This window comes from Intestinimonas massiliensis (ex Afouda et al. 2020) (genome assembly GCF_001244995.1).
Lineage (GTDB): Bacteria > Bacillota > Clostridia > Oscillospirales > Oscillospiraceae > Intestinimonas > Intestinimonas massiliensis.
Genome location: NZ_LN869528.1, coordinates 5,001 through 28,744, shown reverse-complemented (window position 1 = coordinate 28,744; position 23,744 = coordinate 5,001). Strand labels below are relative to the sequence as shown.

Genomic DNA, 23,744 nt, shown 5'->3' with positions numbered 1-23,744 from the left:
CAAAGCTAGTATTTGCAGGATTCTTTTCCCTATGCGACAGGCAGCGCTGGTATCCTCTGGAAGGGTGCGGCGCATTTTTTATTTACATACAAGGAGAAGCGGAACATTCAGCCAGACGCTGCAGAATGGGCCGGTCAGCGGGACAGAAGGTGTAGTTGGGGATCTCGGCGGGGGTGACCCACCGTAGATCGTTGTGTTCCAGCAACCTGGGGACGCCTCCGGCAAGGGCGGCGTGGAACAGAGTCAGATGGACCGTAAGGTCCGGATAAGCGTGGACCACATCCATGAAGGGCTCGCCCACCGATACCGTTACATCCAGCTCCTCCCGGCACTCCCGCGCCAGCGCCTGCTCCGGGGTCTCCCCGGGCTCCACCTTGCCGCCCACAAACTCCCACAGCAGGCCCCGGGCCTTGTGGGCCGGTCGCTGGCAGATCAAAAACCGTTCGCCCTCCCAGATGAGGGCCGCCACGACTTCTGTCATCATTTTTCCTCCTTACGGCGCGTTCCACGCGGTCAAATTCACAAGAAAAATCATAATCCCTTTGGGGAGCCCTGTCAATTGGTACGAAGCAGACGGCACAGGCTTGTCCGACAGGGGGAATTGTGCTATCCTGATGGGCAAACAGAGAAAGAGGCGATGTGGGATGACACGGGAGCTGAGAGCCGCCCTGTTGGGGTTGTCCGCCTATAAGGCGCTGAGGGAGGAGCCCCTGCTGAAGGCGGTGGGAAATCTGCTGGACGGACTGGCGGCGGGCCGGGGCGAGGAGGCGCTGGGGGCCTACACCGACGTGGTGCTGGCGCTGCAGGAGGCCGGTGCCCACGGTATGGGCGACGGGCTGCTGGCGCTGCTGCGCTACCGGGAGACCCCCTATCCCCGGGCGCTGACCGGCCCGGCGGGGGCGGACGCGGTCCTGGAGGCTGCGGCCCGGCGGGATGTGAACGTCCTGAAGCGGCTGCGCGGGCTGGACTGCGGGGCGGTGCTGGAGAAGCTGACCGGCCTGCTGGGACCGGAGTTCGCTCCCGTGCTGGAGGAGCTGCCCCGCTGGCAGGCGGGGGCGGATTTCGACTTTGACGGGCTCACCGCCTTCTACCGGGAGCACGGGGCGGGACTCTTCGCTCGGTATCGGGCCTTCGTGTGGACCGACGGCGCCCTCATTCCCGTACACGAGCCCGACTGCCCTGACGAGGAGGAGATGATGGGCTATACCCTCCAGCGGGACCAGGTCATCGCCAACACCCGGGCCCTGCTGGAGGGCCGCCGGGTCAACGACGTGCTGCTCTACGGCGACAGCGGTACCGGCAAGTCGGCCACGGTGAAGTGCCTGCTGTCGGTGCCGGACTTCGGCAATCTGCGGCTCATCGAGGTGCAGAAGGAGGGCCTGCGGGATATGCCGGCCCTGATCCGCAGCCTGCGGGGTCGGCAGCAGAAATTCATCCTCTTCATCGACGATCTGGCCTTTGATCAGGATGATAACACCTACTCGGTGGTCAAGACCATTCTGGAGGGCGGCCTGGAGAAGCGGCCGGACAACGTGGCCATCTATGCCACCTCCAATCGGCGTCTGCTGGTGCGGCAGACCTTCAGCGACCGGGCGGGGGACGAGGTGGACATCCGAGAGACCATTGCGGAAAAAACCGCCCTGTCCGATCGCTTTGGACTGCGCATTCCCTATCTGGCCCTGAACAAGGCGGAATTCCTGGAGCTGATCGAGCAACTGGCCGACCAGGCGGGGGTGAGCATGGACCGGGGCGAGCTGATGCGGGAGGCGGTCAAGTGGGACATGAAATTTCCGGGTCGAACCCCCAGAGGGGCACGGCAGTTCATCGCCAGCCTCAGCGCACGATAAACATCAAACGTCCGGCGGACCGCAAAGGTCCGCCGGACGTTTGGCGTTTTATCATGGGCTTACAGGATGGCGTAGAGCATCTTGGCCACTTCGCTGCGCTTGACGGGGTCGTTGGGGCGAAGCTGGTTGTCGTAGCCGGAGATGACCCCCTGCCCCACCAGGGACTGCACGTGGGACCGGGCCCAGCCTGCCACGGATGCGGCGTCGTTAAAGGTGAGGGCGGCCAGGGGATAGCCCTTGGGCTGGATGCGGCCCAGGATGGTCATGGCCTCGGCCCGGCTGATGGTCTCGGTGGCCCGGCTCACCAACTGTCCGCCCTCCAGGCTGCCCTTGAGGATGCCCAGGGAGTAGGTGGCCTTCATGCCGCCCAGCATCCAGGACGGGATGGACGCCAGGTCCGCGAAGGGGAGCTCCACGCCGGCGTAGTCGTCCGGGTTCAGCCCCATCCAGCGGGTGACCATCAGGGCGAACTCGCCCCGGGTGATGTTCTTCTCCGGCTGGAACTGGAGCCCCTCGGTGGTCTCCACCCCGTTGGTCACGCCCATGTCATAGAGATAGGTGGTATACGCCCGGGCCCAGTGGGTGGTCATGTCCACGAAGGGGCCGGTGTAGCCAGGGGCCTCCGGGTCAGTGGAGGAAGCGGGCTGGATGTCATGGGAGGCCCGGCCGATGTTGCCACTCTGGTCGGCGGCGGTGACGGTGAGCCGGTGGAGCTTGCCGTCGGCCGCGGGCAGCTTGGCGGTGAGGGCGGACTTGGAGGCATCCCACTGGAAGTCCAGCACCCGGCCGTCCAGCGTCAGGGTCAGGGAGGCGGCGGCGAAGCTCTGGTCCACGTTGTCGCTGACCGTGGCGGTGACTGCGGTGCCCGAGACCTTGAGGGTCACAGTGGGCGCGGTCTCGTCCACGAAGTCCTCGTTGGCGGTGGTGATCTGGTCCAGCCACAGGGTGCCGGAGGAGACGCCGCTGCCGCCGTAGACCACGTTCAGGGCGCTGAGGGTACGGGCATTCTCCGGCAGGGCGGTGCTGAGGCGCTTCCAGCCGGAGAAGTCCAGGCCGGTGAGGACCACGTCGGAGGTCTCGCCCGTCTGGCTGGTGATGGTGGCGGTCAAGGCGTTGCCGGAGCCGTCGCCGTAGACCCAGAGGTTGAGGTAGCGCTCGCCCTCAGCGATGGGCAGGGCGGAGGAGAGGACGGCGGTACCGCCCGCGGAGGCGTCATAGTCCAGCTTGCCGCTCTGCCGGCCGAAGCGGACGTAGTCCGAGGCGGTCTCGGCCGAGAGGGAGGCGGCGCTGGTGCCGGTAAAGGCGGTGAGATCCCCCTCGAAGTCCTCCAGCTCCAGAATGTGGCCGGCCACAGTGACCGGGACGGTGACCGTTCTGCCTCCGGCGGTGGCGGTGAGATTGCCGGTGGCCGTCTTGGGGCCGGCGGTAAAGACGCCGTTTTCATCCACCGTGCCCACGGCCGGGTCCGCCGACCAGGTGTAGCAGGTATCCTGAGACATCAGGGAGAGGTTTCGATAGGTGGCGCTGGCCTTCAGGTCCACGCTCTGGTTGGGCTCCAGGGCCAGACTGGTGACGGCGGCGCCGGTGGTCTCATTGGACAGGGTGATGGAGCTGGGGGTGCGGAACACCGTCATGGTGGCCTGGCCGGATGCCCGGCCCGCCGTGGCGGTGACCTGGACGGCGCCGCCCGCCTCTCCGGCGGTAAACACGCCGGCGGAGGAGACGGTCCCATCCCCGTTGCTGATGGACCAGGTCACATTGCCGCTGTCGCTCATGGGGTAATAGGCGCTGTCCATGACCGTGGCGTACAGGGGGACGCTGGCCCCGGAGAGGAGCAGGGAGTCGTAGGGCGAGACATAGACATGGTCGGCCTCGCCGGTGGGCTGCAGCTTGGCGATGAGGAACAGGCCGGTGCTCACCGCCCGCAGGCCGCCGGACTGGGAGGGCTTGTTGACGATCTCCATGCTGTCCTTGGTGGGCAGGGTGGCCCCCAGGGTGGTGGAGCCGCCGCCGTCCAGGCCCACCACGTCCACGCAGCCCAGCTCGATCATCCGCTGGGCCACCTGGGTGAGGGAAGCCCCCACGCTGTAGCCGGGCTGGCTGCCGTCGATGGCGTAGATGACCACGGTGCCGTCGGCCTTGATGCCTACGGCGGTGCGGGGGGTGGCGGTGGAGCCGGTGTTGGGGCCAATCTGGCCGTTGGTGACGATGCGGTAGAAGCCGCCCAGAGCGGTGACGGCGTCGTTCCAGCGGGTGTCGGTGCTGGTTACGTCGATGTCCACCGTATCGCCGGGCTTGAGGCCGGCGGCCATGTCCACCAGCCACTGGTTGTTGGCCTTGTTGATGGTCAGCACCATCTTACCCTCGGGGATGGCGATGGAGCCGGTGGACTCCAGTACCTGCTCCACCACGCAGGAGACGCGGCCCCCCACCTGGAGCTGGTCGGTCTGGACCAGGGTGGCGTTGATCTCGGAGACCTCGGTGGTCTCGCCGGTCCGCTCTTCGGCCTCCAGAGCCTCGGAATCCGCCGCGTCGGGGGCCGTCTCGCCCTCCCCTGCGGCCCGGTCCTCCGTTTGATCCTCGGAGCGCTCCACGGGCTTGCCGTCGTGGCCGGACACATCCAGGTCCACGTCCACCGACTCGCCCAGATGGTCGGTGACGGGGGAGAGGATGACGTCGATGCCGGGGCTGGTGTGCTGGGTGGTCTTGCTGTAATCGTCGGTATAGAGGTAGTAGCCGCCGGGGGTGCTGTTGCTAAGGGCGGTGCGGGTCTTGTTCACGTCGGTGACCTGAAGGGTATAGCCGGAGAAGGTGGCGGTCACCGAGATGGCGGGCCAGCCGATGAAGGCGGAGCCGTCCTCCCGGAAGCCCACGGCGTAAAAGCCGCCGGAGGTGGAGCGGAGAACCCCATCGGAGATGAGCACGCCCAAGGTGTTGCCGGTGGACATGTCATAAAAATCGCCGTTGACGCCGCCCACCACCCGGTAGCCCTGGGACTCCAGGCTTTGGGCCATGGCGGACAGGGTCTGCTTGTCCAGCACCTTGTCGCCGTAGACCACCGCCGGGTAGACGCCGGAGCCGGGGGAGTATGTAAAGTAGCGTTCGGTGCGCAGGTCGGACTTGGAATTGCTCCAGAAGATCTGGCGGGTCAGCTCCACACCGGGGGCCAGGCTCACCGTGCCGGTATGCAGGTCGTCGCCAAGTGCCTCAGACGCGGCGGCCATGGGGGTGAGCCCCAACAGCAGCGCCAGGGTGAGGGCCGTGGCCCGTCGAAAGAATTGCCTCATAGTCTGCCTCCAAAACAGTCGCATGGGTGGGTGTGATCCCCCCTATCCTACCACACCCCTGCGGCCTTTGTAAACAAGCCCGGCCCGCCAAATCCTGTCGATTGGGACGATGTTAGCAAAGTGTTAGAAAGCAGAGCGGACAAAACCGGGGGAGGCGGTGCGCGCACCGCCTCCCCCGGTTCGAGAGCTCAAATCTCCTGGTCCCGCTCCCGCCGGACCCTGGGCAGGGTGGTCTCCAGCGTGGCGCTCTTCTGGAGCTCCAGCAGCTCGCCGATGAGCTGGTTGGAGACCAGAAAGCCCTGGGGCGTCAGCCGCCAGCGCTGGCCGTCCCGGGCGGCCCAGCCCCGGTGCTCGTATTCAGCCAGCTTTTGCTCGATGGGATCAAAGTTCATGAAGTACTCCCGCCGGTACTCCCACTCCTCGATCCCCCAGGTGGTCCGCAGGCGCAGCATCAGATACTCCCCTGAGCGCTCCCGCTTGGGGATGAGGTCGTCCTCGTCGATGATGGGACCGCCGTTGAGCACCCCGTCGATGTAGGCGTCCAGGTCCCGGACGAAGGAGAACCGGCGGCCGCCGAAGTCGGAGTGGGCGCCGGGGCCAAAGCCCAGGTAGGGGCGGGTGAGCCAGTATTTCAGGTTGTGCCGGGACTGAAAGCCGGTCTGGGCAAAGTTGGAGATCTCGTACTGGTGGTAGCCCGCAGCCTCCAGCCGCTCTACCCCCCACAGGTACATGTCGGCCTGCTCGTCGTCGGTGGGCAGGACCTCACCCCGCTGGACTCGGCCGCAGAGGGGAGTGCCCTCCTCCACCTTCAGGCCGTAGCAGGACAGGTGCTCTGGCTGGAGGGCGATGGCCTGCTCCACCGAGTCCTGCCAGCGGGCCATATCCTGACCGGGCAGGCCGTAGATCAGGTCCAGAGTGAGGTTTTTGACCTTGGCCTCCCGGATGGCGGCCACCGCCTGCCGGGTCTGCTGCCAGGTGTGGGCCCGGTGGAGGGCCTCCAGCTCGTCGTCGTGGGCCGACTGCATCCCCAGAGAGACCCGGTTCACGCCCGCCCGGCGCAGGCGGACCATGCTCTTTTTGTCCACGCTGTCCGGGTTGGCTTCCAGGGAGATCTCGGCGTTGCCCGCCACCTCAAAGCGTTTTTTTACGGCGGAGAGGAGCTCCCGCAGGCGCTTTTCCCCGTAAAAACTGGGGGTGCCGCCGCCGAAATAGACGGTGTCCACCAGATAGCCCTTGGCCTGGGGAGCCGTCTCCTTCAGATGGGCCAGCAGGGCCTTTTGATAGGCGTCCATGCGGGCTTCCCGCTCCGGCAGGGAGTAAAAGTCGCAGTAGTCGCATTTGCTCTTACAGAAGGGAATGTGGATGTAAAGGCCCAGTTGCCTGCCCATAGTGGTCCCACCTTGCTTTTCGTTCCGGATGTTTTCTTATTATAATGCGTACGAAACAAAGGCGAAGGCCATGAATCCCAAGGCTTTCAAGGCCAACTGGCTTTGTTCAGGTGCAAGGTTTTCTGGCTCATTTGCCAGAAAACCTTGCACCTTCCGCTGGAGCAATCCGGCGCTCCAGCGGAAATACGCATTGTAACAATGCCTCAATTGCATCAAAAGGGCTGTTTATAGCCCATTTTGATGCACTTATGCGGCAGTGGCCGCACGAATAAACCGCTTGGCGGTTTATTCAGTAGACATTATTATATACGTTTTGCACCCGGCATGCAATGCGGCAATTGTGAATTTAGTGGCCTGGACTTGGATCTTTGCGCCATCTGTGCTATACTTTGCAGATCCCAAAGAGAGGAGGCGGTCCTGTGGCAGAGAAGCGGACCGGGCGGCGGCTGACCTGGATCGTCACGCCCCAGCGGGACGGCCAGAAGGTGGACACCGTGCTGCGCAGGGAGCTGGGGTTGTCCGGCACGGTGGTCCGGCGGGTCAAGTGGCTGCCTGACGGCATCCTGCTGGACGGTCAGCGGGTCTATACCAGCCAGCGGGTACGGATAGGACAAGAGCTCTCCGTCCTGGTGGGGGAGGCGGCCCTGCGCAGCGGCCTGACTCCGGTTCCTGGCCCTCTTGACATCGTCTACGAGGATGAGGACCTGCTGGTAGTCAATAAGGCACCCGGCGTGCCCAGCCACACCGGACCGGGCCACTATAACGATACGCTGGGTAATTTTTTGATGAATTATTACCAGAAACAAGGCGTTTTTGCCGACTACCACCCGGTCCACCGGCTGGACAAGGGGACCTCGGGGCTGATGGTGGTAGCCAAGCACCCCCACGCCCAGGAGCGGCTGAAGGAGCAGCTCCACACCGGGGCCTTTCGGCGCATCTATCTGGCGGTGTGCGAGGGCAGGCCGGAACCGGAGGCCGGCGTGGTGGACGCCCCCATCGGCCGGGTGGAGGGCTCCCTGCTGGCCCGGGAGGTCCGGGCGGACGGCCAGCCGGCCCGGACCCGTTACCGGGTGCTGCGGACAGGGGCGGGCCGGGCCCTGCTGCGGCTGGAGCTGGAGACGGGACGTACTCACCAGATCCGGGTCCACATGGCCCATCTAGGACACCCCCTTACCGGAGATTTCCTCTACGGGACCGAGGATACGGCGCTGATCCGCCGGCCCGCCCTCCACTCGGCGGAGCTGGAGCTGGTGCAGCCTCTGACCGGGGTGCTCATCCGGCTCCGCGTCCCTCTGCCGGAAGATATGGAGCAGCTTTTGCATTAATAAGGAGGCAGCGGCAAGTGCCGCTGCCTCCTCTTAGTGATACAGGGCCGCGCCCTCCGCCGTCAGCTTGTCCCGCCAGATGTCCCGAAGGGTCTCCAGGTCGGCGCGAAAGGCCGCGTCGGTCTGGCCGGGGCCGCGCTCCAGCGTCTCCAGCACCTCGAAGGTGAAGGAATCCGGTCCAAAGACGCGCCAATCCCGGGCCAGCGCGGCGTGGACACAGGCGCCGGTGGAGACGGAGAAGGCGAAGCGGTTGCGCTGCCCCTCCGGGTTGGGGGCGGCCAGCAGGAGGGTTCGTCCCGCGGCGGGGCACCGGATGGCGCACACGCCTCCGACAATGGGGCGCTGTTTATAAGCGGCCAGAAGCTGCCGCTGCGGTTCCGTTCTGGCCATGTCAGTACCCCAGCTCCTTCACCAGCCGACCCAGCACCGCCAGGCGTTCCCCCAGCAGCTCTCCATCCCGGGCCAGCGCGTCCCGGAAGAGGGCCAGATCCTCGTCGATGTGGTCGTTCTCGGTACAGACCGTCACCGACATGGCGTCGCCCTGAAGCCCCACCCGGTCGATGAGGGGGTGCTCCGGGTCGTAGCCCTTGGGGTACTGATAGGCGTCCTCCCGCAAGTAAAGCTGGGCCCGGCAGGTGAGGATGGCCAGGTCCAGCACCCGGTGGAGGGGCAGCTCCTCCGACTGGCGGGACCATTTTTCCCCGGTGTAGCGCCAGACCTTGGCGGAGATGTCCACCTTGCCCCGATCGTTCCACTGGGCCAAACCGAGGGAGAGGCCCTTCGCGTCGCTTTGATAGGCGGTTCGGCCGTCAATGTGCTCATAGTCCTCGACGGTGATGACCGGCTTGTGCTTGAGCGTGGTTGGGATGTGCATGTCTATCGCTCCAATCAGTAATTTACTAATATAGTAAATAAGCAATTTAGTAAAATAAGAATACCACGCATGTTTTTCGCTGTCAAGGGGCAAACTAGCGCCGAGCAAAAGGAGGAAGATTCCATGGATATGACCAACAAGGAATACGGCCAGTATGTCAATGCAAAATCCAAGCCCTCGCCGCTGGGCCGGGATATGCTGTGGGCCTTTGTGGTGGGCGGCTTGATCTGCACCGTCGGACAGGCGCTGCTCAACCTCTATCAGAACGCCGGCATGGGCCGGGACGACGCGGGAAGCGCCGTATCCATGACCCTGATCTTCGCCGCCGCCCTGCTCACCGGGCTGGGGCTGTTCGACAAGCTGGCCAAGCGGGCAGGCGCCGGCACGCTGGTGCCCATCACCGGCTTTGCCAACGCCATGGTCTCGCCCGCCCTGGAGTTCAAAAGCGAGGGTATGGTCACTGGCACCGGAGCCAAGCTGTTCACGGTGGCAGGGCCGGTGCTGGTCTTTGGCATCAGCGCCTCTATCCTCTACGGGCTGATCCTGCTGCTGTTTTTCCGGGGCTGACGGGTCCGGCGGCGCGGTCCGCCGGTACATAGAAGGGGCGGCGCCCCTCAAAAGATTTTTGGGTCGATCGCACAAAAACTATTGACAAATACAAAATGAAGTCGTACAATATATCCAGAAAGGAAGAGGTGAGTCCCATGTACTAGACCTCAAAAAACCTTTTGACGGACGCAAATCCAATCAGGCGTCTGCCGCGAAACGAGTCCTAAGGTCCAGAAAACGATCCATTCCATCGGCAAATTCCGGAACAAGGCTCACTCGAGTGAGAAGCACACGGCAAACCTCTCGCGAAATATCGCAGTCGACGGAAACCGCATGTGCATGTGTTGTTGACCTGGTAACTTGCAAAAGAAGGATCACTCCCCTGGCACCGGATTCCGGACGCACCATTCTGCAGAAAGTACGAGGTAGACAATTTGGTAGAAATTCAGAACCACGGATAGCCCCTCGGTCACGCTGGATGGCCGAGGGGCTGGGTTTTGTTTGGGCGCGGAAACGCGCTCTTTTTGATACGGAAGCATTGAAAAGCGGATTGCGGGCCGGGCCTGCGTTGTCATGATTTGTAACGGAATGTAGCCGGATATACGCGCTTTCCCGGACGGGCTGTGGTAAAATGAGGCCAGTAAGGAGGTACTTGCATGAAGAAACTGACACCTGTTTTGCTCGTGCTGGCGCTGCTGTGCGCCTGCGCGCCCCAGGGCGGCCGGAGCTCGTCCGGCCCTGCCGCGACGCCCACCCCCACGCCGGGCGAGACCTTTGTGTTTACCCGGGAGAATTTTCCGCGGCTGGACGGCTCCACCGCCACGGTGCCCTTAGGCGAGGCCATCGCCTCGGTGCTGCTGGGGGAGAGCCGGGAGAACGTGGCCGACCTCATCCATTTCTCCAAAACGACGGGGGCCTATAATGCCCTGATGGCCGGTGAGGCCGACCTTCTGGTGGTGGCCGAGGCCGGTGAGGCCACCTATGCCCAGCGGGACGAGCAGGGGCTGGAGTGGTCCCAGGAGCCCATCGCCACCGAGGCGCTGGTCTTTATGGTCAACGCCGACAATCCGGTGGACAGCCTCACCGTGGAGGAGATCCAGAAGATCTACACCGGAGAGATCACCAACTGGAGTCAGGTGGGTGGGGAGGACCGGGAGATCGTCCCCTTCCAGCGCAATAAGGGCGGCGGCAGCCAGGCCATCATGGAAAAAGAGGTCATGGGGGATCTGGAGATGATGCAGCCCGCCAATACCGAGTATTTCATCGGCACCATGGAGGGACTCATCGAGGCGGTCCGCTCCTTTGACGGCTCTCCCGCCGCCATCGGCTATACCGTCTACTACTACGCCGAGGACATGAACATGGCCGACGGACTGAAGCTGCTGAAGGTGGACGGGGTGGAGCCCAACGACGATACCATCCGGTCCGGGGCTTATCCCTTCCGCACCTTTTACTACGCCGTGATGAACGCCGGCGAGCCGGAGGACGGCCCCACCGCCATCCTCTATCGGTGGCTTCTGAGCCCGGAGGGCCAGAAGCTGGTGGACCACGAGGGCTATGTCGCAGTGTTGGCCCCGGAGGAATAACGGAACGATGAAAACCAGAAAGGCCGGAGGCATTGCCTCCGGCCTTTCTGGTTTTTCAGGAAGAGAGGGTGTAGTATTGTGTAAACAACCAGACGATGTTGCTCTCCTTACCATCCAGGGTAAAGACCCAGGTAGCGGGTTCATCATGGTCGGTGCCCTCCATGGTGAATACACAGCGGGTACTGGTAAACTCCACCACCGCCAGGGTATCCCGGTCGGCGGTGTAGGGCCAGTACGAGCGCTGGATGGCGTCCTGCCGCATCCACAGCCTGCCGTCCCGCTCCAGCAGGAGACCGTCGGGGGTATAGACATACTGCTGCATGATCCGGACGGCCAGCTCCCGGGGAAAGATGAAATAGAGCTGGGACAGCACCTGATCATCCACCCGCAGATCGGGGTGCCACTTCTCGTAGCCCGCCAACTGGAGCCACACCACGCCCGCTCCGTCGGTGTAGGTATCCCCGGTGCATGGGGCGGCGCCGGTGAGCCAGCCCAGAGCCTCGTCGGCCAGATCCAGGTGGTACTGGACAAAGAGCATTTCCCCGGCGGCCGTGAGGGCCTCGTCCCCCCTGGACTCTCCGATGGTACGGAGGGCGTCAGAAAGCAGCAGGGGCGCGGGGCCGTCGATCCAAGGCCCGGCGTCGGCCAAAAAGGTGAAGTTGCCCTCCCGGTTCAGCACCGCCAGCAGGGAGTACGGGCCCTCGTGGAAGAGCCCATCCTCATCCACATACTGGCCGCCCACCAGAGGAACGCCGTCCGGGTCCTCCACCGGCACGCCCACGTCATAGGAGAAGGCATCCACGGTGGCGTTCTCAAACAGGCCGCTGTAGCTGCCGGCCCAGGCCAGATGGGTGAGCTTGGCCCCGCTGATGTCGGGTACCAGATCCCGGGCCAGTTCAAAGACCGGATCGGGCACGTCGAAGGTGTTTGCGGCCTGGACGGAAGAGGTGCAGGCTACCAGCCCTCCGGCCAGCAGCGTGAGGGCCAGGGTCAGGGCCACCAGCGGGGTCCCCCGGCGTTTGACCCCGGTGAAGAGGTTGCACAGCCGCTCCTGGACAGCCCGGGTCCCGCCCCGGAACTCGGTGGTGAAGGGGGTGCGGGGGGCGATACGTCTTTCCTTCATAGAGTCTGCTCCTTTCAATCGCCGGTGGGAGAGTCCGGGTTGTGCCCATCCCAGGTCAGGGGAACTTCCACCCCCCAGACTCCGCGGCGGTTGGATACCACAAAGTGATAGTGATCGGACCCGTCGCTCCCGACGGTCTGACCGTGAAAGGCCAGCTCCACCTCCCAGGCGTCACAGGTGGACACCGAGGTGTAGCAGGCAGGAAGCTGGTCGATGTGGGCCAGAAAGAGCTCCCGCGCCCGGGCGGCCCGCTCCCCCTCTGGGGCAGACACCTGGCCGGGGGCATCGAAGGCGGCGGCGTCCAGCAGCTCCCCCACGGTAAAGCCGTTTTCCTCCGCCAGCCCGGTCCAGACGTCCAGATTGAGGGCGGTGTACTCCGCCTCGGTGATCTCCTCTCCGGTGGCGCGCAGGACATAGGCCGGGCGGGTCTCCACGCTCTCGGTCTGCTCCATGGCGTAGGTCACGTGGTCCCAGGCGCCGGAGCCGAAGGCGGAAACCGCCGCGTCGTAAAGCCGGTCCCCCGGTCCGGCCGCGATGAGCCCGGCCAGGTAGGCGTCCGCCGCGGCCTCCTTGTTGACGTTGGTTTCGTCCACCGTTCCGATGACCGCCTGGACGTATTGGGCCAGCAGGGTGTCGGTGTCGGGTGTGGTGAGAGTATAGGCAATCGCGCCCTCCAGAATTTGGTCGGCCAGACCAGGGACCGGCGCGCACAGGTCCCGGATGGACTGGGCCCAGCCCTCGCCGTCGGCGGCGCTTTTCACGGAGCGGAAGCGGCCGGAGGAGCCGTCCCCCGCTACCGTGATGGCGGCGGGGCCCCCGCCCCCGCCGCTGTTGGCCCCCCGGGTGGCCAGAAAGTCGTAGTAATAACGGGTCCACAGGTTGCAGAGATAGACGGTGTCCCCGTTGCCGTCCTCATAGCTGGCGTACACCCCCACGAAGGGGAGCGCCAGCGTGCCGTTCTGCCAGCCGTAGGGGTTATGAGCCCAGCGGGCGGCCTCGTAGAGGGCCGCCTCCACCCCGGTGATACCGAAGAGCTCGGCGGTGGGAGGGAGCATCATCAGGGGGGGGACGGCGGTGTCGGAAGCTGGGGGCGTCTCCCGGACGGCGGTGCGGCAGGCCACCATCCCTCCGGTGAAGAGGGCCAGAACGGCCACGCACAGCACCAGGGCGCGGCCCTGCCGGCGGGGCCCCAGAAAGAGATTGCGCAGCCGCTCCCGGACGGCGCGGGCGCCGCCCTTAAACTCGGTGGAAAAGGGGGTGTGGGGCGCCCGGCCAGGGCGGGGATGGGAACACATGAAAAGACCTCCTTTTATGGGCGGGACGCCCGGCCGGAGCCCAGCGCCGCCAGGATGATCTGTCCGTACCGGGCCCGGGCCTCCGGGCCTAGCCCGGCCACCACGCGGTCGTCGCAGGCGCGCTCCAGATCCCCCTCCGCGGCGCGGACCATGAGCCACACCAGCGGATTGCACCAGTGGACCACCTTGGCGCACAGCAGCAGGGTCTTGTAGGCGATGTCCCGGCGGCGGCAGTGGGTGAGCTCATGCCGAAGAATGAACCAGAGGGCCTCGCTGTCCTCCTCCTCATGGGGCAGCAGGATCACCGGCCGGAGGAGGCCGGCCATCATGGGGCCGGAGAGGCCGGGACAGACCAGCAGACGGACCGGCCGCCGGACGTCCAGCTCCGTTTGCAGGGCGGAGAGCGTCTCCCGCGCGGCGGGTCGGACGGCGGGCGAGGACCAGCGGCGGACGTAGCGGAGGAAGCGGAGATAGCCCGCCCCGTACCAGACGGTCAGCGCCGCGGCGCCCGCCAGCCAGACCCAGGCGGCGACGCTGCCCAGAGTGAGGCTGCGCACCGCGCCGGCGGAGGTCTCCGGCGGGACGGAGGGGAGCGGGGAGGGCGATTCGGCGGAAAACTCCGGCCCGACCGGGGCGGCGGAGGGCGCTGCCGGCGGGGGGTAGGTATAGACTATCCGGTCCGCCGGGGCCTCCAACTGCACGGGGGCCCGGGGCAGGGAGAGGTTGACCGGGACCAGCAGCCGCACCGCCACCACCAGCCAGGCCCAGTACCGCCACCGGGCGGCGTAGCGCCTGGCCAGCAGCGGGCCAAGGGCCAGCAGCAGAAGGATGACCGCCGACATGGTGAGAGAGATCTCGGCCAGGGTCATGAGCAAGTCCGTCATAGAAGGACCTCCGTCGATGGATGGAGTCGGTCAGTCCAGAATGGTGACCAGGTCGAAGTGGGACACGGCGTCACCGTCGAAATAGAAAAACAGCAGGGGGCCGAAGGCCATATCGCCGCCGTACCACAGGTAGTCGCCGGTATAGTCCCAGATGGGCTCGCTGTGAATCTCGGGGTAGGCCTCCCGCACCTGGGCGTGGGTGTCGCCCACCGAGACGCCGCGGTAGGTGGACAGGTCCGGCAGGGTGGTGGATAGGGCGTGAAGACGGGGGCCGTATTCCGCACTGACGTAGAACTCGGCGGTCAGACCCTCCCAGGTCCGCTTTTCCCAGCGGTCTCCCTCGCCGTAGGTCACGTCGTAGTCCAGTGGCTCCACAGCGGGCTCTCCCTCCAGGAAGCTCACGTCCGGGCTGCCCAGGCCGTACCAGCCGTTGTAGCCCTCCCGGGTCAGGGCGTACTCCAGGTCCGGGACGCCGTAGGCCAGCTCGGTGACCCGCCTTTGCAGGTCGGCCGCGTCGCCGGTAAACGCGGTGCTCCACAGCACGTCCAGATAGGTATAGCTCCCGTCGGGGGCGGTGGAGAGCACCAGATAGGGCCGGCCTTGGGCGGTGTATTCGGTGATGCCGCCCTGCCCGTCGGTCTCCCGCCCGCCGGTGATGGCCACCTGGGCCATGTCGGCGGGGAGAAGGCGGTATTCCAGCCGCCAGATCTCCATGTCCGCGCCGGGCAGCATGCCGGGATACCGGGCCTCCAGCTCCAGGCGGGTGATTTCGTTGGAGGCGATGACCACCCCGGGCTGGGCTTCAAAGACGGCGGCGTCCTGGTCCACAAAGACCTGGGCGGCGGCCATCACGGGGGGCTGCTCCACCGGCTGGGCCTGTGTGGGGGAAGCCTCCGGCGGGGCGGAGCGGGAGGGGGACGGCGCCTCGCCGGCAGGGGCGCAGGCAGCCAGAAGCAGGGCCATGACGGCCCCGATGATCAGCAGTCGTTTCATGGTGTTACCACCCCTTCGTCTGGAATTGGGTCGGGTGCGAGAAGAATGGTGCAGAAGAATTCCCACTGCGCCCCGTCGGCCTGCCGGTCGGGACGCCAGTCCGGGTTTTGGGCATAGAGGTCCAGCCCGCCGTGGATGGGGACGGCCTTATGGGCTGCCCAGAAGCCGGCGCTCTGGTCGGGGTCGAACATGGTCTCGGCTCCGGTGGGAAGGTCCAGGGACTGGTCCGCCGCAATGGATTTGACCCGGGCGGATTCCGGTAGCTCGGTCACCGAGGTCAGGGTCCGGCCGTCAAAGGTGAACAGGCGGGCAGAACCGCTCTCGACTCCCTGGTAGGTGGTGGAACCGGTGCACAGCAGCCAGGTCAGGCCCTCCGAGGTCCAGACCGCGAGCCGATTGTCGTCTCCCCGCAGCTCCACCGCAGGGGAGAGCGGTTGGTGGCTCCGGTTGTCCACCACCCCCAGCAGCAGGCTGCCGAAGCCCCCGGCGTGGCTGCCGGCGGCATAGCGCAGGACTCCCAGGGTACAGCCGTCGCCGGGCAGGTCACAGAGGAGCTCCCAGGTGTCCCTGCCCTCCGGGTCCGGCTCGGAGAAGGCGGCGGCCAGCAGCCCGGCCAGCGTCGATTGCCGCATGGGGCTGTCTGTGGCTGGCGTGAGGCGGTAGACCCGGAGAAAGATCCCGTCCGGGAAGGGAAGGGCCAGCCAGAGCTGGTCATCCAGCCGCAGGAGGACCCCCAGGCCCTCCACCGACCAGGCGCGGCGGTCGGTGAAGCTGGAGAGGTCCGGAGCGAAGGCCCCATATTCGGCAAAGCCGGCGGCTGTCGCCTCCTCAAAATCCAGCTCCGTGCAGGTGGGAAACGCCTGTTCGACAACCGCCTCAGGGAAGGTGCTGAACAGGACCTCCTGGGTGAGGGTGACGCGCCACTGCTCGGTGGACGCCTGGCTGGGCCGATAGGAGAGGAAGGGGAACTGGCAGACCAGCCCATCCCCGGCGTAGACCCCGTATGGGACTTCGGCATCCGTCTGGCAGGCCACCAGGGACCCCGCCAGACCCGCCAGCAGCGCCACCACCGCGATCAGGCGGCCGCCCCGGCGGCGGGCGTTGGGGCAGAAGAGATTCTCCAGCCGGCCGCGGACCGCGCGGTATCCGCCCCGAAACTCGGTGGTCAGCGGCGTACGGGGGGCCCTCAAGGCCGGTCCCCTCGCTTCAGCTCCTCCAGGTACTGCTGAAGCTCATCCAGCTCCCCATCGCGCAGCGCGCCGCCCCGGGCCAGCGAGGCCACGAAGCTCTTTAGGGAGCTGCCAAAGACCTTGTTGAGCACCGTGCCGCTCTCAAAGGCCAGATAGTCCGCCTGACGGACCTGGGGGGTGTAGTAGTTGGTCTTGCCCCGCTTCTCGCAGGAGACAAAGCCCTTCTCCGCTAGACGGGACAGATAGGTGTTGAAGGTATTGGTGGCCCAGCCCCGGTCCCGCAGAGCTTCCTCCAGCGACGAGCGGGGGACCGGGGCGCGCTCCGAGGCCCACAGGGCCTTCATGACCTCCAGCTCGGTGTCGGGCAGCCGTTTCATGTGCATTGCTCCCATCTATTTCAAATGTAGTTATTATAATACTACAGTTGAAGTAAGTGAAAGTCAAGTTACAGAATGGAGACAAAGCGGCCTGGGGCTTGCGCACCGCGGGAGGGAGATGTTATCCTATGGAAAAAGGGGGGATGCCTGTGGACGGCAAGAAGGGAACTATCCTGCTGGCGGGAGCGGCGGTTTTGCTGGCGCTGACGATCTGGCAGGGATGGACGCTGCGGGAACAGGGGGAACAGATCGCGGGCCTGCGGCGCTCGGTGCAGGATCTGGGCCGTGAGGTCCAGAGCCTGAGCGGAACGGTCCAGCGGACGGTCTGGGACGCGTTGGAGGAGGCCGACAGTCTGCTGTCCTCCTATGAGGTGAAGATGGCCGGCTTGGATGCACAGACCCGCAGCGCCCTGGCGGAGGTGACTCTGTGGCCCAAGGAGTACCGGAAGGGTATGACCGCTGTGCTGCTGGTGAGCGACGGCCAGACAGGAGATACCCGGAGAGAACCCATGGCGGACAACGGGGCGCACGGCTTTGCCTGTACCCTGCCCCTGTCTCTGGAAGGGGAGGGCTGGTGGACCCTGAATGCCGAGCTGTCCGACGACGGCACCGTGGCCCGGGAGAAGATGGAGTACAGCCTGGACGCCTGGTCGGTGCTGCCCCACTACGGCGGCGGGAGCTGGAGCGGGAAGCCCGAGCGGACTGGGGGTGCCTTCGTGCCGCCGCTGGACTACGACGTGTGGATCGAGGACCCGGACGGTACAAGGGCCGATTGGACCGACACGGAGTTCCGCATGTACTGCAATGGAGCGCTGGCCTTTTCTGCGGCGGGCGTGCTGTCCGAGACGGCCGGCAGCGGCGGCGAGGCTATGTGGACCTGCCGGGACTGGCAGGAGAGCTATCCGGCGCAGGATGGGGACACCTTCCTGCTTACCTTCCGGGGGGTGGACCGGCCCACCGGGGTCGGCTATAAATTTCCCATCGAGGTCTGGTACATGACGGAGGACGGCGGCATCCGGCAGGGGGTGCCCAGCGACGTCCAGGGCGGAAAGCTGATGGCCAGCGGCCTGGACCGGCCCAGCATCGAATGGCCGGATGAGCCATAAAAGGAGTCCCCTGGCGGAAGCCAGGGGACTCCTTTTGCGGTTCAGACCTTTGCCGGTTTGCGCCCGCATTCCTCGGGGACATAGCCGTAGACCCGGATGCGGCGGCGCAGCCAGCCGCCCTGGAGGTAGTAGAGGATGTAGAGCAGGGAGGTGACCACCCAACTGACGGGATAGCTCACCAGCACGGTATCCATGGAGGGGTAGTGGGGCAGGATCAGGAAGACCCACAGCACCCGCAGCACGCAGACTCCGCCGCAGGTGAGCAGCATGGGGGGCAGGGAGTCGCCGGTGCCCCGGACGGTGCCGGAAAAGATCTCGATACAGACGAAGGTACAGTAGAAGGGGCAGATGAAGCGGAGCATCCCCACGCCCAGGGAGATAACGGTGGTGTCGCCGGAGAACATGCGCAGCAGCCAGGGGGCTGCGGCAAAAAACACCAAACTGACGAAGGCGGTGACGCCGAAGGTGAGCCCCAGGCAGACCCGGACGCTCCTGCGCAGCCGGTCGTACTTCTGGGCTCCGAAATTCTGACTGACGAAGGTGGTGATGGCCACGCCGAAGGCGCCGCTGATCATCCAGTAAAAGCCGTCCACCTTGCCGAAGGCGGTGTAGGCGGCCACGGTATCGGTGCCGAAGGCGTTGATACAGGACTGAAGCAGGATGTTGGACACGGCGTACATATCCGACTGGATGCCCGCAGGGACGCCGATGCGCAGGATGTTTTTCAGGGTGCCGGGATAGAAGCGGACCTCTTTGGGGACCAGGGTATAGACACAGGCGGGCTGGAGCAGCACGAAAAGCACCAGCGCCGCGCTGACCACCTGGGACAGCACCGTGGCCAGTCCCACGCCCAGCACCCCCAGGTCCAGCACCACCACGAAGAGCAGGTCCAGCACGATGTTGGTCAGACAGGCGGCGATCAGAAAATAGAGGGGGCGCTTGGTGTCGCCCACGGCCCGCAGGATGCTGGAGCCCATGTTGTAGAGGAAGGAGGCGATGCTTCCGGCGAAGTAGACCCGCAGGTAGACGGTGGCGTGGGGCAGCACATCGGCCGGCGTGCCCATCAGCCGCAGGGCGGGCCCGGAGGCGGAGACCCCCAGCACGGTGATGCCCACGCCGGCGGCCAGGGCCAGGGCGATGGCCGTGTGGACGGTGCGGCTGAGGCCCTCCGGGTCCCGGGCGCCGTACCGCTGGGCGATGACCACCGTGGCCCCCGAGGAGAGCCCCACGAAGAGGTTCACCAGAAAGTTGATGAGCACCGCCGTGGCGCCACCCACGGCGGCCAGAGCCTCCTTGCCCACGAAGTTGCCCACGATGATGGCGTCCACCGTGTTGTAGAGCTGCTGGAAGAAGGTGCCCAGCAGGATGGGGAAGAAAAAGGACAGGAGGGGCTTTGCGATGGGACCCTCCGTGATGGAATTCTGCATGACGTGTCACATCTCCCTTGACGGCGACAAATGGAAGAAAAAAGCCCGCCCGGGACCGTACCGGAGCGGGCAAGAAATCATATCACTGCGTCACAGCAAAGTCAAGCCATTGATATCGAGCTTGAAGGTCAGGCCGAAAAAACCGGCGGCCTTGCGGCACAGGAGCATGCGCTGGAGGAAGATCTCAAAATAATCCATCACGGCGCAGACCTCCGTGTTGATGGACAGGGAGAGGGTAAAGGTCTTGGAGTCCCGGTCCAGCGAGACCTCGGAGCGCTCCACGGCGTAGTTCACCCGGTCGTGGATGTCGAAATTGATGGTCTCCCGGTTGCGGACCCGGCTGCGGCGCACGTCGGTCTTGTCCGCCAGGATGAGGGCGGCGGCGATGGCGTTGACCGGGAAGGCGGTGGCGTCGTCGTGATGGCCGATGGCGGTGATGACCGCCGCCACATCCTCCGGCTCCATGCCCATGTTGTCCAGGATGCGGAAGGCCATGGTGGCTCCGCTGACGTTGTGGTCGTGCCGGTTGACCACGTTGCCGATGTCGTGCATATAGGCGGCGATCTTGCACAGCTCGATCTGGTGCTCGTCGTAGCCCAGCTCCGCCAGCAGGTCCCCCGCCACCTCGGCACAGCGGGTCACATGGGCGAAACTGTGCTCGGTGTAGCCCAGGGCGATGAGAGAGGCGTCCGCCTGGGTGATATAGGTCCGGATCTCCTCTGAGCGCTTTACGTCCTCATAGGTCACGCGCATGGCTCAAATCTCCTTGATGTCATAGGGTGTGGTCTGATACACGTAATAATTCAGCCAATTGGTATACAGAAGCTGCCCGGCGCTGCGCCAGCGGACGATGGGCGGGCGGCTGGGGTCGTCGCCGGGGAAATAGTTCTGGGGCACGCGGATGGGGATGCCCTGATCCCGGTCCCGGAAATACTCCCGGGCCAGGGTGTCCGGGTCGTACTCCGGGTGCCCGGTGATGAAGAACTGGCGGGAGTCCAGGCTCTTGACGGCGAACACGCCGGCGTCTCCCGACACCGACAGCAGCTCCAGCCCCGGCGTGCGGCGGATGTCGCTCTCCCACACCTCGGTGTACCGGGAGTGGGGGGCCTGGAATACGTCGTCAAAGCCCCGGAACAGAGGGGAGCTGGGCTTGAGGACACGGTGGTCAAAGACGCCGAAGAGCTTTTCCGGCAGGGAGCGCTTCTCCACGCCGTAGTGGAAGTAGAGTCCGGCCTGAGCGCCCCAGCAGATGTGCAGCGTGGAGTGGACGTGGGTGGGGGTCCAGGCCATGATCTGGCACAGCTCCTCCCAGTATTCCACCTGATCGAAGTCCAGATTTTCCACCGGCGCACCGGTGATGATCATGCCGTCAAATTTGCGGTCCTTTACCTGATCGAAGGTGGTATAAAAGGAGGCCAGATGCTCGCTGTCGGTGTTTCGGGAGCGGTAGCTGGAGGTCTGGAGCAGCTCCACCTGGATCTGGAGGGGGGTGTTGGACAGCTTGCGCAGGATCTGGGTCTCGGTGACAATCTTGGTGGGCATCAGGTTGAGGATCAGAACGTTCAGAGGACGGATGTCCTGGTGCAGGGCCCGGTGCTCGGTCATGACGAAGATGTTTTCTCCCTCCAGCACCGAACGGGCCGGCAGGGAATCGGGAATCTTGATGGGCATGGGACGATTACCTCCGGGTGTGGATCTTTTCCCATAGCGTATCACATTTCGGCTTCGGGCGCAAGGGCGCGGCCGCCTACCCTTCCAGCGTAAGGAAGCGGTAGAGCATGGCGGCTGCTTCGGCCCGGCTGGCTCCGCCGGAGGGGTTCAGACGGCCATCCGCGCCCCGGATGACCCCGGCCTTTACCGCCCAGCCCACTGCGTTGGCGGCCCAGGGCGAGACTGAATCGGCGTCCGGAAAGCCGGACAGACTCCCGCCGGAGGCGTCCAGCTCCAACAGGGCGGAGAAGCGGCAGAGCAGCACGGCCATGCTTTCCCGGGTGAGGGGGCCGTTGGGGTCAAAGCCGCGGCCGGTCCCCTCGGCCAGACCGGATTCATAGGCCCAGGCTGCGGCGTCGGAGTACCAGGTCCAGACGGGCACGTCGGGAAAGACCGGCTGCTTCACCGTGGGCTTGGGCTCGCCCGCCAGGCGGTAGAGGGTGGTCACCAGCATGGCGCGGCTCATGGGAGCATCCGGCTGGAAGGCCCCGCCGCTGCCCTCCATGATACCGGCGCTGACCAGCGGACCGATCTCAGGCAGGGCCCAGTGGCCCGCCAGATCCTGGAGACCGTAGAGCGCGGTGTAGAGGTACTCGTTCAGCGCGCCGGCCAGGGCCGCGACGCTCTCCTCCTGGAACACATCGGACAGCCCGGCGGCCTGGACGGTGGCGCGGTAGCCGCTGCCGTCGGAGCCGGCAATTAGGTCCAGATAGGTATCCACAGCGGCGTCATAGTCCTCTTGGGAGCGGAGAAAGAGGTCCAGCGCCGACAGGGCGGAGGTGGCGTAGCTCAGGTAGTACAGGGGGGATTCAAAGGTGTGGCTCACATCGACCCACTGATACTCCAACCCGGGATAGGGGGAGTAGCCGTATTCCTGGGCCAGTTCCAGGAAGGCCTGGTTGATCTCGCTCAGCGTCAGACTCGGGTGGCTGTAGAGATAGATCTGGAACTCGTCGTAGAGACAGCCCTCCACCACGGCGCTGATGAGGTCGGAGAGCTGGGCGCAGGCAAAGGTCCCGCCGTCCGCGCCGAATAGCTCCCCTGCGTAGGGCAGGAAGAGCATCTCCAGCCCCTGGGAGTGGATCTCGGCCACATCCACCGGGAAATCGTCGGAGGGGGCCAGACAGAAGGCGGAAAAGTGGCCAAACTCGTGGATGACGGTTTTCAGATCATAATAGGTGCCCTGAGGCTGGTCGAACAGGAAAGCCGAGTGGTAAGAGGGCAAATTTACGGTGAAGCCCACGTCCAGCTTGGTGTCGCTGGCCTCGATGTCGCACAGGTGGCTCTTCCGCATGTAGCGGAACAGTTCGCCCAGTTCGCCGGACACCTGGTCCATACAGGGCTCCACCGCGTCCAGCTTGGCCTCCTGGTCCGCGTGGGCATACCGGTCCAGGCCGGTCTGGTCCAGATCATAGTAACGGTAGGAGAGGTAGGCGGTCTCCACCGGGACGATATAGTCCTTCACCAGCCGGTGCAGGGCCTGAGCGTCCGCCACGGTGTAGTCCCGGCCGTAGGTCTCGGCATATGCGTATTCGGGGAAGGTGTCGTAGCCGCAGGCGGCGGCCATCTGATTGCGCAGGGGGATCATCTCCAGCAGGGTGGCCCCTGCGGCCTGATTCTTGGCCTGAGCCAGCCCGCTGTAGATGGCCAGGTAGGCGGCGGCGTCCAGCCCGTCGGCCTCATCCTCCAGGCGGGCGAGGGTCCACGACTCCCCCTGATAGAAATAGGTGTAGTCGCCGTACAGGGCCGCCCAGTAATCGGCGACCTGCTCGTTGTCCTCCTCGCTGAGGGCGATCTGACGGTCGGTGGGGACCGCCGCGCTGCGATAGGAGTCGGCCAGTTCCTGGCCCATGGCCTGGGCCAGCTCAGTACCGTAGTCGGAGGCCAGCAAGGCCTGAACGGCCATGAGACAGGCGCGGTAGACCTGTAGAGAGAGGGAGCGGGAGGCCAGATAGTCCGCCTCGTAGGCTTTGAAATCCTGATAGTAGCGAACGCCGCAGATGGCGCACTGGGTATCCCAGTCGTCATAGGCAGCTTCCAGGGCCAGCCAGCAGTCCACCACGGCCTGAGCGCTCTCCGGCGACGCGGCGAGCTGCTCAGCCTGGATACACTGGTCAAGCAGCTCGTCGGCGGCCGACAGGTCGTAGGTGAGGTCCCGGAATTCCACTTCTTCGGGCCAGTGCTCAAAACGCGGGGCTTCCTGTGCCTGGGCCCCGCAGAGCATGGAACACAAAAAGACTGCGCATAATAGGGCGGAAAGAACCCGGCTGCTCCGCTTCATAGGACCATCCCTCTCTGATTTGATACTATTATATATTATAAAGTATAAGTTATCATATCAACTTTCAGCGGGGAAGTAAAGCACGAAGCGGGGCGAGAAAAAGAAATTGCAGAGAAATGAAAAAAGGTGTTGACAAAGGGCGAAAGGTTTGGTATATTAATCGAGCGCCTCACGAGAGGCTGGCGAGTAGGAGCCCGATGAGAGAGGAATCTGGAGGGTTTTGAAAAAAGGTCTTGACAAAGCGAACGGGATGTAGTAAAATACAAAAGTTCGCGTGAGGCGAGCGGTTGAGAACCGGCGGAAAGCCTTCGAAAAAGGGCTGAAAAAAGTTCTTGACAAAGGGCCTGAGATGTGATACAATAAAGGCCCTGCCGCGGAGCTGCGGCGTGCACCTTGTAAATTAAACAACGTGAAGTGAAACACACAAGCACCAGAAGAGGACAAATTGTTGTCCATTCAGGAAATTTGTGCAAGCAAGTTTGTGAATGGGGAACCGATTTAA

At 64.7% G+C, this 23,744-nt stretch carries 20 protein-coding genes; 5 read left to right on the top strand and 15 right to left on the bottom strand.

Features of this window, described 5'->3' with window-relative positions:
• Nucleotides 1–82 precede the first annotated feature (82 nt).
• Nucleotides 83–481: a (deoxy)nucleoside triphosphate pyrophosphohydrolase gene (locus BN2154_RS00245; RefSeq protein ID WP_050616885.1), complete on the bottom strand. Its 399-nt coding sequence runs from the start codon at nucleotides 479–481 to the stop codon at nucleotides 83–85.
• Between the two features lie 163 nt (nucleotides 482–644).
• Between BN2154_RS00245 and BN2154_RS00240 the strand changes: the two genes are divergently transcribed.
• Nucleotides 645–1,847, top strand: a complete 1,203-nt coding sequence (locus BN2154_RS00240) for an ATP-binding protein (protein WP_050616884.1) — start codon at nucleotides 645–647, stop codon at nucleotides 1,845–1,847.
• Nucleotides 1,848–1,906: 59 nt separating this feature from the next.
• On the opposite strand, the gene BN2154_RS16395 is transcribed toward BN2154_RS00240, so the two are convergent.
• Nucleotides 1,907–5,134 (bottom strand): phosphodiester glycosidase family protein, encoded by a 3,228-nt coding sequence (locus tag BN2154_RS16395; protein ID WP_050616883.1) that lies wholly within the window; start codon nucleotides 5,132–5,134, stop codon nucleotides 1,907–1,909.
• A 188-nt stretch (nucleotides 5,135–5,322) separates the two neighbouring features.
• Entirely contained in the window at nucleotides 5,323–6,522 is a 1,200-nt protein-coding gene (hemW, locus tag BN2154_RS00230; protein ID WP_050616882.1) for a radical SAM family heme chaperone HemW, read from the bottom strand.
• Nucleotides 6,523–6,941: 419 nt separating this feature from the next.
• On the opposite strand from hemW, the gene BN2154_RS00225 reads away from it, so the two are divergent.
• The gene (locus BN2154_RS00225; RefSeq protein ID WP_050616881.1) at nucleotides 6,942–7,847 is read left to right on the top strand and encodes an RluA family pseudouridine synthase; all 906 of its coding nucleotides are present in this window, start codon (nucleotides 6,942–6,944) and stop codon (nucleotides 7,845–7,847) included.
• 33 nt (nucleotides 7,848–7,880) lie between these two features.
• On the opposite strand, the gene BN2154_RS00220 is transcribed toward BN2154_RS00225, so the two are convergent.
• Nucleotides 7,881–8,237, bottom strand: a complete 357-nt coding sequence (locus BN2154_RS00220; protein WP_050616880.1) for a GIY-YIG nuclease family protein — start codon at nucleotides 8,235–8,237, stop codon at nucleotides 7,881–7,883.
• 1 nt (nucleotide 8,238) lies between these two features.
• Nucleotides 8,239–8,721 carry a DUF6530 family protein gene (locus tag BN2154_RS00215; protein ID WP_050616879.1) on the bottom strand — a complete coding sequence of 161 codons (483 nt, stop codon included), beginning with the start codon at nucleotides 8,719–8,721 and terminating at the stop codon, nucleotides 8,239–8,241.
• 123 nt (nucleotides 8,722–8,844) lie between these two features.
• On the opposite strand from BN2154_RS00215, the gene spoVAC reads away from it, so the two are divergent.
• On the top strand, nucleotides 8,845–9,288 hold the full coding sequence (gene spoVAC, locus BN2154_RS00210; RefSeq protein ID WP_050616878.1) for a stage V sporulation protein AC: 444 nt from the start codon (nucleotides 8,845–8,847) through the stop codon (nucleotides 9,286–9,288).
• Between the two features lie 638 nt (nucleotides 9,289–9,926).
• The gene (locus tag BN2154_RS00205; protein ID WP_050616877.1) at nucleotides 9,927–10,856 is read left to right on the top strand and encodes a PstS family phosphate ABC transporter substrate-binding protein; all 930 of its coding nucleotides are present in this window, start codon (nucleotides 9,927–9,929) and stop codon (nucleotides 10,854–10,856) included.
• A 55-nt stretch (nucleotides 10,857–10,911) separates the two neighbouring features.
• Here the strand turns inward: BN2154_RS00205 and BN2154_RS00200 are convergent, their stop codons facing one another.
• Genes BN2154_RS00200 through BN2154_RS00175 form a run of 6 tightly spaced genes read right to left on the bottom strand, consistent with a single transcriptional unit; the run spans nucleotide 10,912 to nucleotide 16,718 of the window.
• On the bottom strand, nucleotides 10,912–11,979 hold the full coding sequence (locus BN2154_RS00200; protein ID WP_050616876.1) for a hypothetical protein: 1,068 nt from the start codon (nucleotides 11,977–11,979) through the stop codon (nucleotides 10,912–10,914).
• A 14-nt stretch (nucleotides 11,980–11,993) separates the two neighbouring features.
• The gene (locus tag BN2154_RS00195) at nucleotides 11,994–13,274 is read right to left on the bottom strand and encodes a hypothetical protein (RefSeq protein WP_050616875.1); all 1,281 of its coding nucleotides are present in this window, start codon (nucleotides 13,272–13,274) and stop codon (nucleotides 11,994–11,996) included.
• A 14-nt stretch (nucleotides 13,275–13,288) separates the two neighbouring features.
• On the bottom strand, nucleotides 13,289–14,158 hold the full coding sequence (locus BN2154_RS00190; RefSeq protein ID WP_050616874.1) for a M56 family metallopeptidase: 870 nt from the start codon (nucleotides 14,156–14,158) through the stop codon (nucleotides 13,289–13,291).
• A gap of 30 nt (nucleotides 14,159–14,188) precedes the next feature.
• Entirely contained in the window at nucleotides 14,189–15,151 is a 963-nt protein-coding gene (locus BN2154_RS00185; RefSeq protein WP_050616873.1) for a hypothetical protein, read from the bottom strand.
• Nucleotides 15,148–16,341, bottom strand: a complete 1,194-nt coding sequence (locus BN2154_RS00180) for a hypothetical protein (RefSeq protein WP_050616872.1) — start codon at nucleotides 16,339–16,341, stop codon at nucleotides 15,148–15,150. The genes BN2154_RS00185 and BN2154_RS00180 overlap by 4 nt, the downstream gene beginning before the upstream one ends.
• Nucleotides 16,338–16,718 (bottom strand): BlaI/MecI/CopY family transcriptional regulator, encoded by a 381-nt coding sequence (locus tag BN2154_RS00175; protein ID WP_238074592.1) that lies wholly within the window; start codon nucleotides 16,716–16,718, stop codon nucleotides 16,338–16,340. The genes BN2154_RS00180 and BN2154_RS00175 overlap by 4 nt, the downstream gene beginning before the upstream one ends.
• 128 nt (nucleotides 16,719–16,846) lie before the next feature.
• On the opposite strand from BN2154_RS00175, the gene BN2154_RS00170 reads away from it, so the two are divergent.
• Nucleotides 16,847–17,824, top strand: coding sequence for a hypothetical protein (locus tag BN2154_RS00170; protein ID WP_050616870.1), 978 nt, complete (start codon nucleotides 16,847–16,849; stop codon nucleotides 17,822–17,824).
• 41 nt (nucleotides 17,825–17,865) lie between these two features.
• Here the strand turns inward: BN2154_RS00170 and BN2154_RS00165 are convergent, their stop codons facing one another.
• The 4 genes from BN2154_RS00165 to BN2154_RS00150 all read right to left on the bottom strand — a co-directional run bounded on the left by BN2154_RS00165 (nucleotide 17,866) and on the right by BN2154_RS00150 (nucleotide 23,242).
• Nucleotides 17,866–19,251, bottom strand: a complete 1,386-nt coding sequence (locus BN2154_RS00165) for an MATE family efflux transporter (protein ID WP_050616869.1) — start codon at nucleotides 19,249–19,251, stop codon at nucleotides 17,866–17,868.
• 90 nt (nucleotides 19,252–19,341) lie between these two features.
• Nucleotides 19,342–20,004: an HD domain-containing protein gene (locus tag BN2154_RS00160; RefSeq protein ID WP_050616868.1), complete on the bottom strand. Its 663-nt coding sequence runs from the start codon at nucleotides 20,002–20,004 to the stop codon at nucleotides 19,342–19,344.
• 3 nt (nucleotides 20,005–20,007) lie between these two features.
• Nucleotides 20,008–20,922 (bottom strand): homoserine O-acetyltransferase MetA, encoded by a 915-nt coding sequence (gene metA, locus BN2154_RS00155; RefSeq protein ID WP_050616867.1) that lies wholly within the window; start codon nucleotides 20,920–20,922, stop codon nucleotides 20,008–20,010.
• Between the two features lie 76 nt (nucleotides 20,923–20,998).
• Entirely contained in the window at nucleotides 20,999–23,242 is a 2,244-nt protein-coding gene (locus BN2154_RS00150) for an S-layer homology domain-containing protein (RefSeq protein WP_094762276.1), read from the bottom strand.
• Nucleotides 23,243–23,744 lie beyond the last annotated feature (502 nt).

Excerpts from the sequence above, each read along its gene's own strand:
- BN2154_RS00175 (WP_238074592.1), bottom strand. The coding sequence starts at position 16,718 with ATGAAACGGCTGCCCGACACCGAGCTGGAGGTCATGAAGGCCCTGTGG.
- BN2154_RS00150 (WP_094762276.1), bottom strand. The coding sequence starts at position 23,242 with ATGAAGCGGAGCAGCCGGGTTCTTTCCGCCCTATTATGCGCAGTCTTT.
- BN2154_RS00220 (WP_050616880.1), bottom strand. The coding sequence starts at position 8,237 with ATGGCCAGAACGGAACCGCAGCGGCAGCTTCTGGCCGCTTATAAACAG.
- spoVAC (WP_050616878.1), top strand. The coding sequence starts at position 8,845 with ATGGATATGACCAACAAGGAATACGGCCAGTATGTCAATGCAAAATCC.
- BN2154_RS00240 (WP_050616884.1), top strand. The coding sequence starts at position 645 with ATGACACGGGAGCTGAGAGCCGCCCTGTTGGGGTTGTCCGCCTATAAG.
- BN2154_RS00215 (WP_050616879.1), bottom strand. The coding sequence starts at position 8,721 with ATGCACATCCCAACCACGCTCAAGCACAAGCCGGTCATCACCGTCGAG.
- hemW (WP_050616882.1), bottom strand. The coding sequence starts at position 6,522 with ATGGGCAGGCAACTGGGCCTTTACATCCACATTCCCTTCTGTAAGAGC.
- BN2154_RS00195 (WP_050616875.1), bottom strand. The coding sequence starts at position 13,274 with ATGTGTTCCCATCCCCGCCCTGGCCGGGCGCCCCACACCCCCTTTTCC.
- BN2154_RS00160 (WP_050616868.1), bottom strand. The coding sequence starts at position 20,004 with ATGCGCGTGACCTATGAGGACGTAAAGCGCTCAGAGGAGATCCGGACC.
- BN2154_RS16395 (WP_050616883.1), bottom strand. The coding sequence starts at position 5,134 with ATGAGGCAATTCTTTCGACGGGCCACGGCCCTCACCCTGGCGCTGCTG.
- BN2154_RS00205 (WP_050616877.1), top strand. The coding sequence starts at position 9,927 with ATGAAGAAACTGACACCTGTTTTGCTCGTGCTGGCGCTGCTGTGCGCC.
- BN2154_RS00200 (WP_050616876.1), bottom strand. The coding sequence starts at position 11,979 with ATGAAGGAAAGACGTATCGCCCCCCGCACCCCCTTCACCACCGAGTTC.
- BN2154_RS00190 (WP_050616874.1), bottom strand. The coding sequence starts at position 14,158 with ATGACGGACTTGCTCATGACCCTGGCCGAGATCTCTCTCACCATGTCG.
- BN2154_RS00165 (WP_050616869.1), bottom strand. The coding sequence starts at position 19,251 with ATGCAGAATTCCATCACGGAGGGTCCCATCGCAAAGCCCCTCCTGTCC.
- BN2154_RS00185 (WP_050616873.1), bottom strand. The coding sequence starts at position 15,151 with ATGAAACGACTGCTGATCATCGGGGCCGTCATGGCCCTGCTTCTGGCT.
- BN2154_RS00245 (WP_050616885.1), bottom strand. The coding sequence starts at position 481 with ATGACAGAAGTCGTGGCGGCCCTCATCTGGGAGGGCGAACGGTTTTTG.
- metA (WP_050616867.1), bottom strand. The coding sequence starts at position 20,922 with ATGCCCATCAAGATTCCCGATTCCCTGCCGGCCCGTTCGGTGCTGGAG.
- BN2154_RS00170 (WP_050616870.1), top strand. The coding sequence starts at position 16,847 with ATGGAAAAAGGGGGGATGCCTGTGGACGGCAAGAAGGGAACTATCCTG.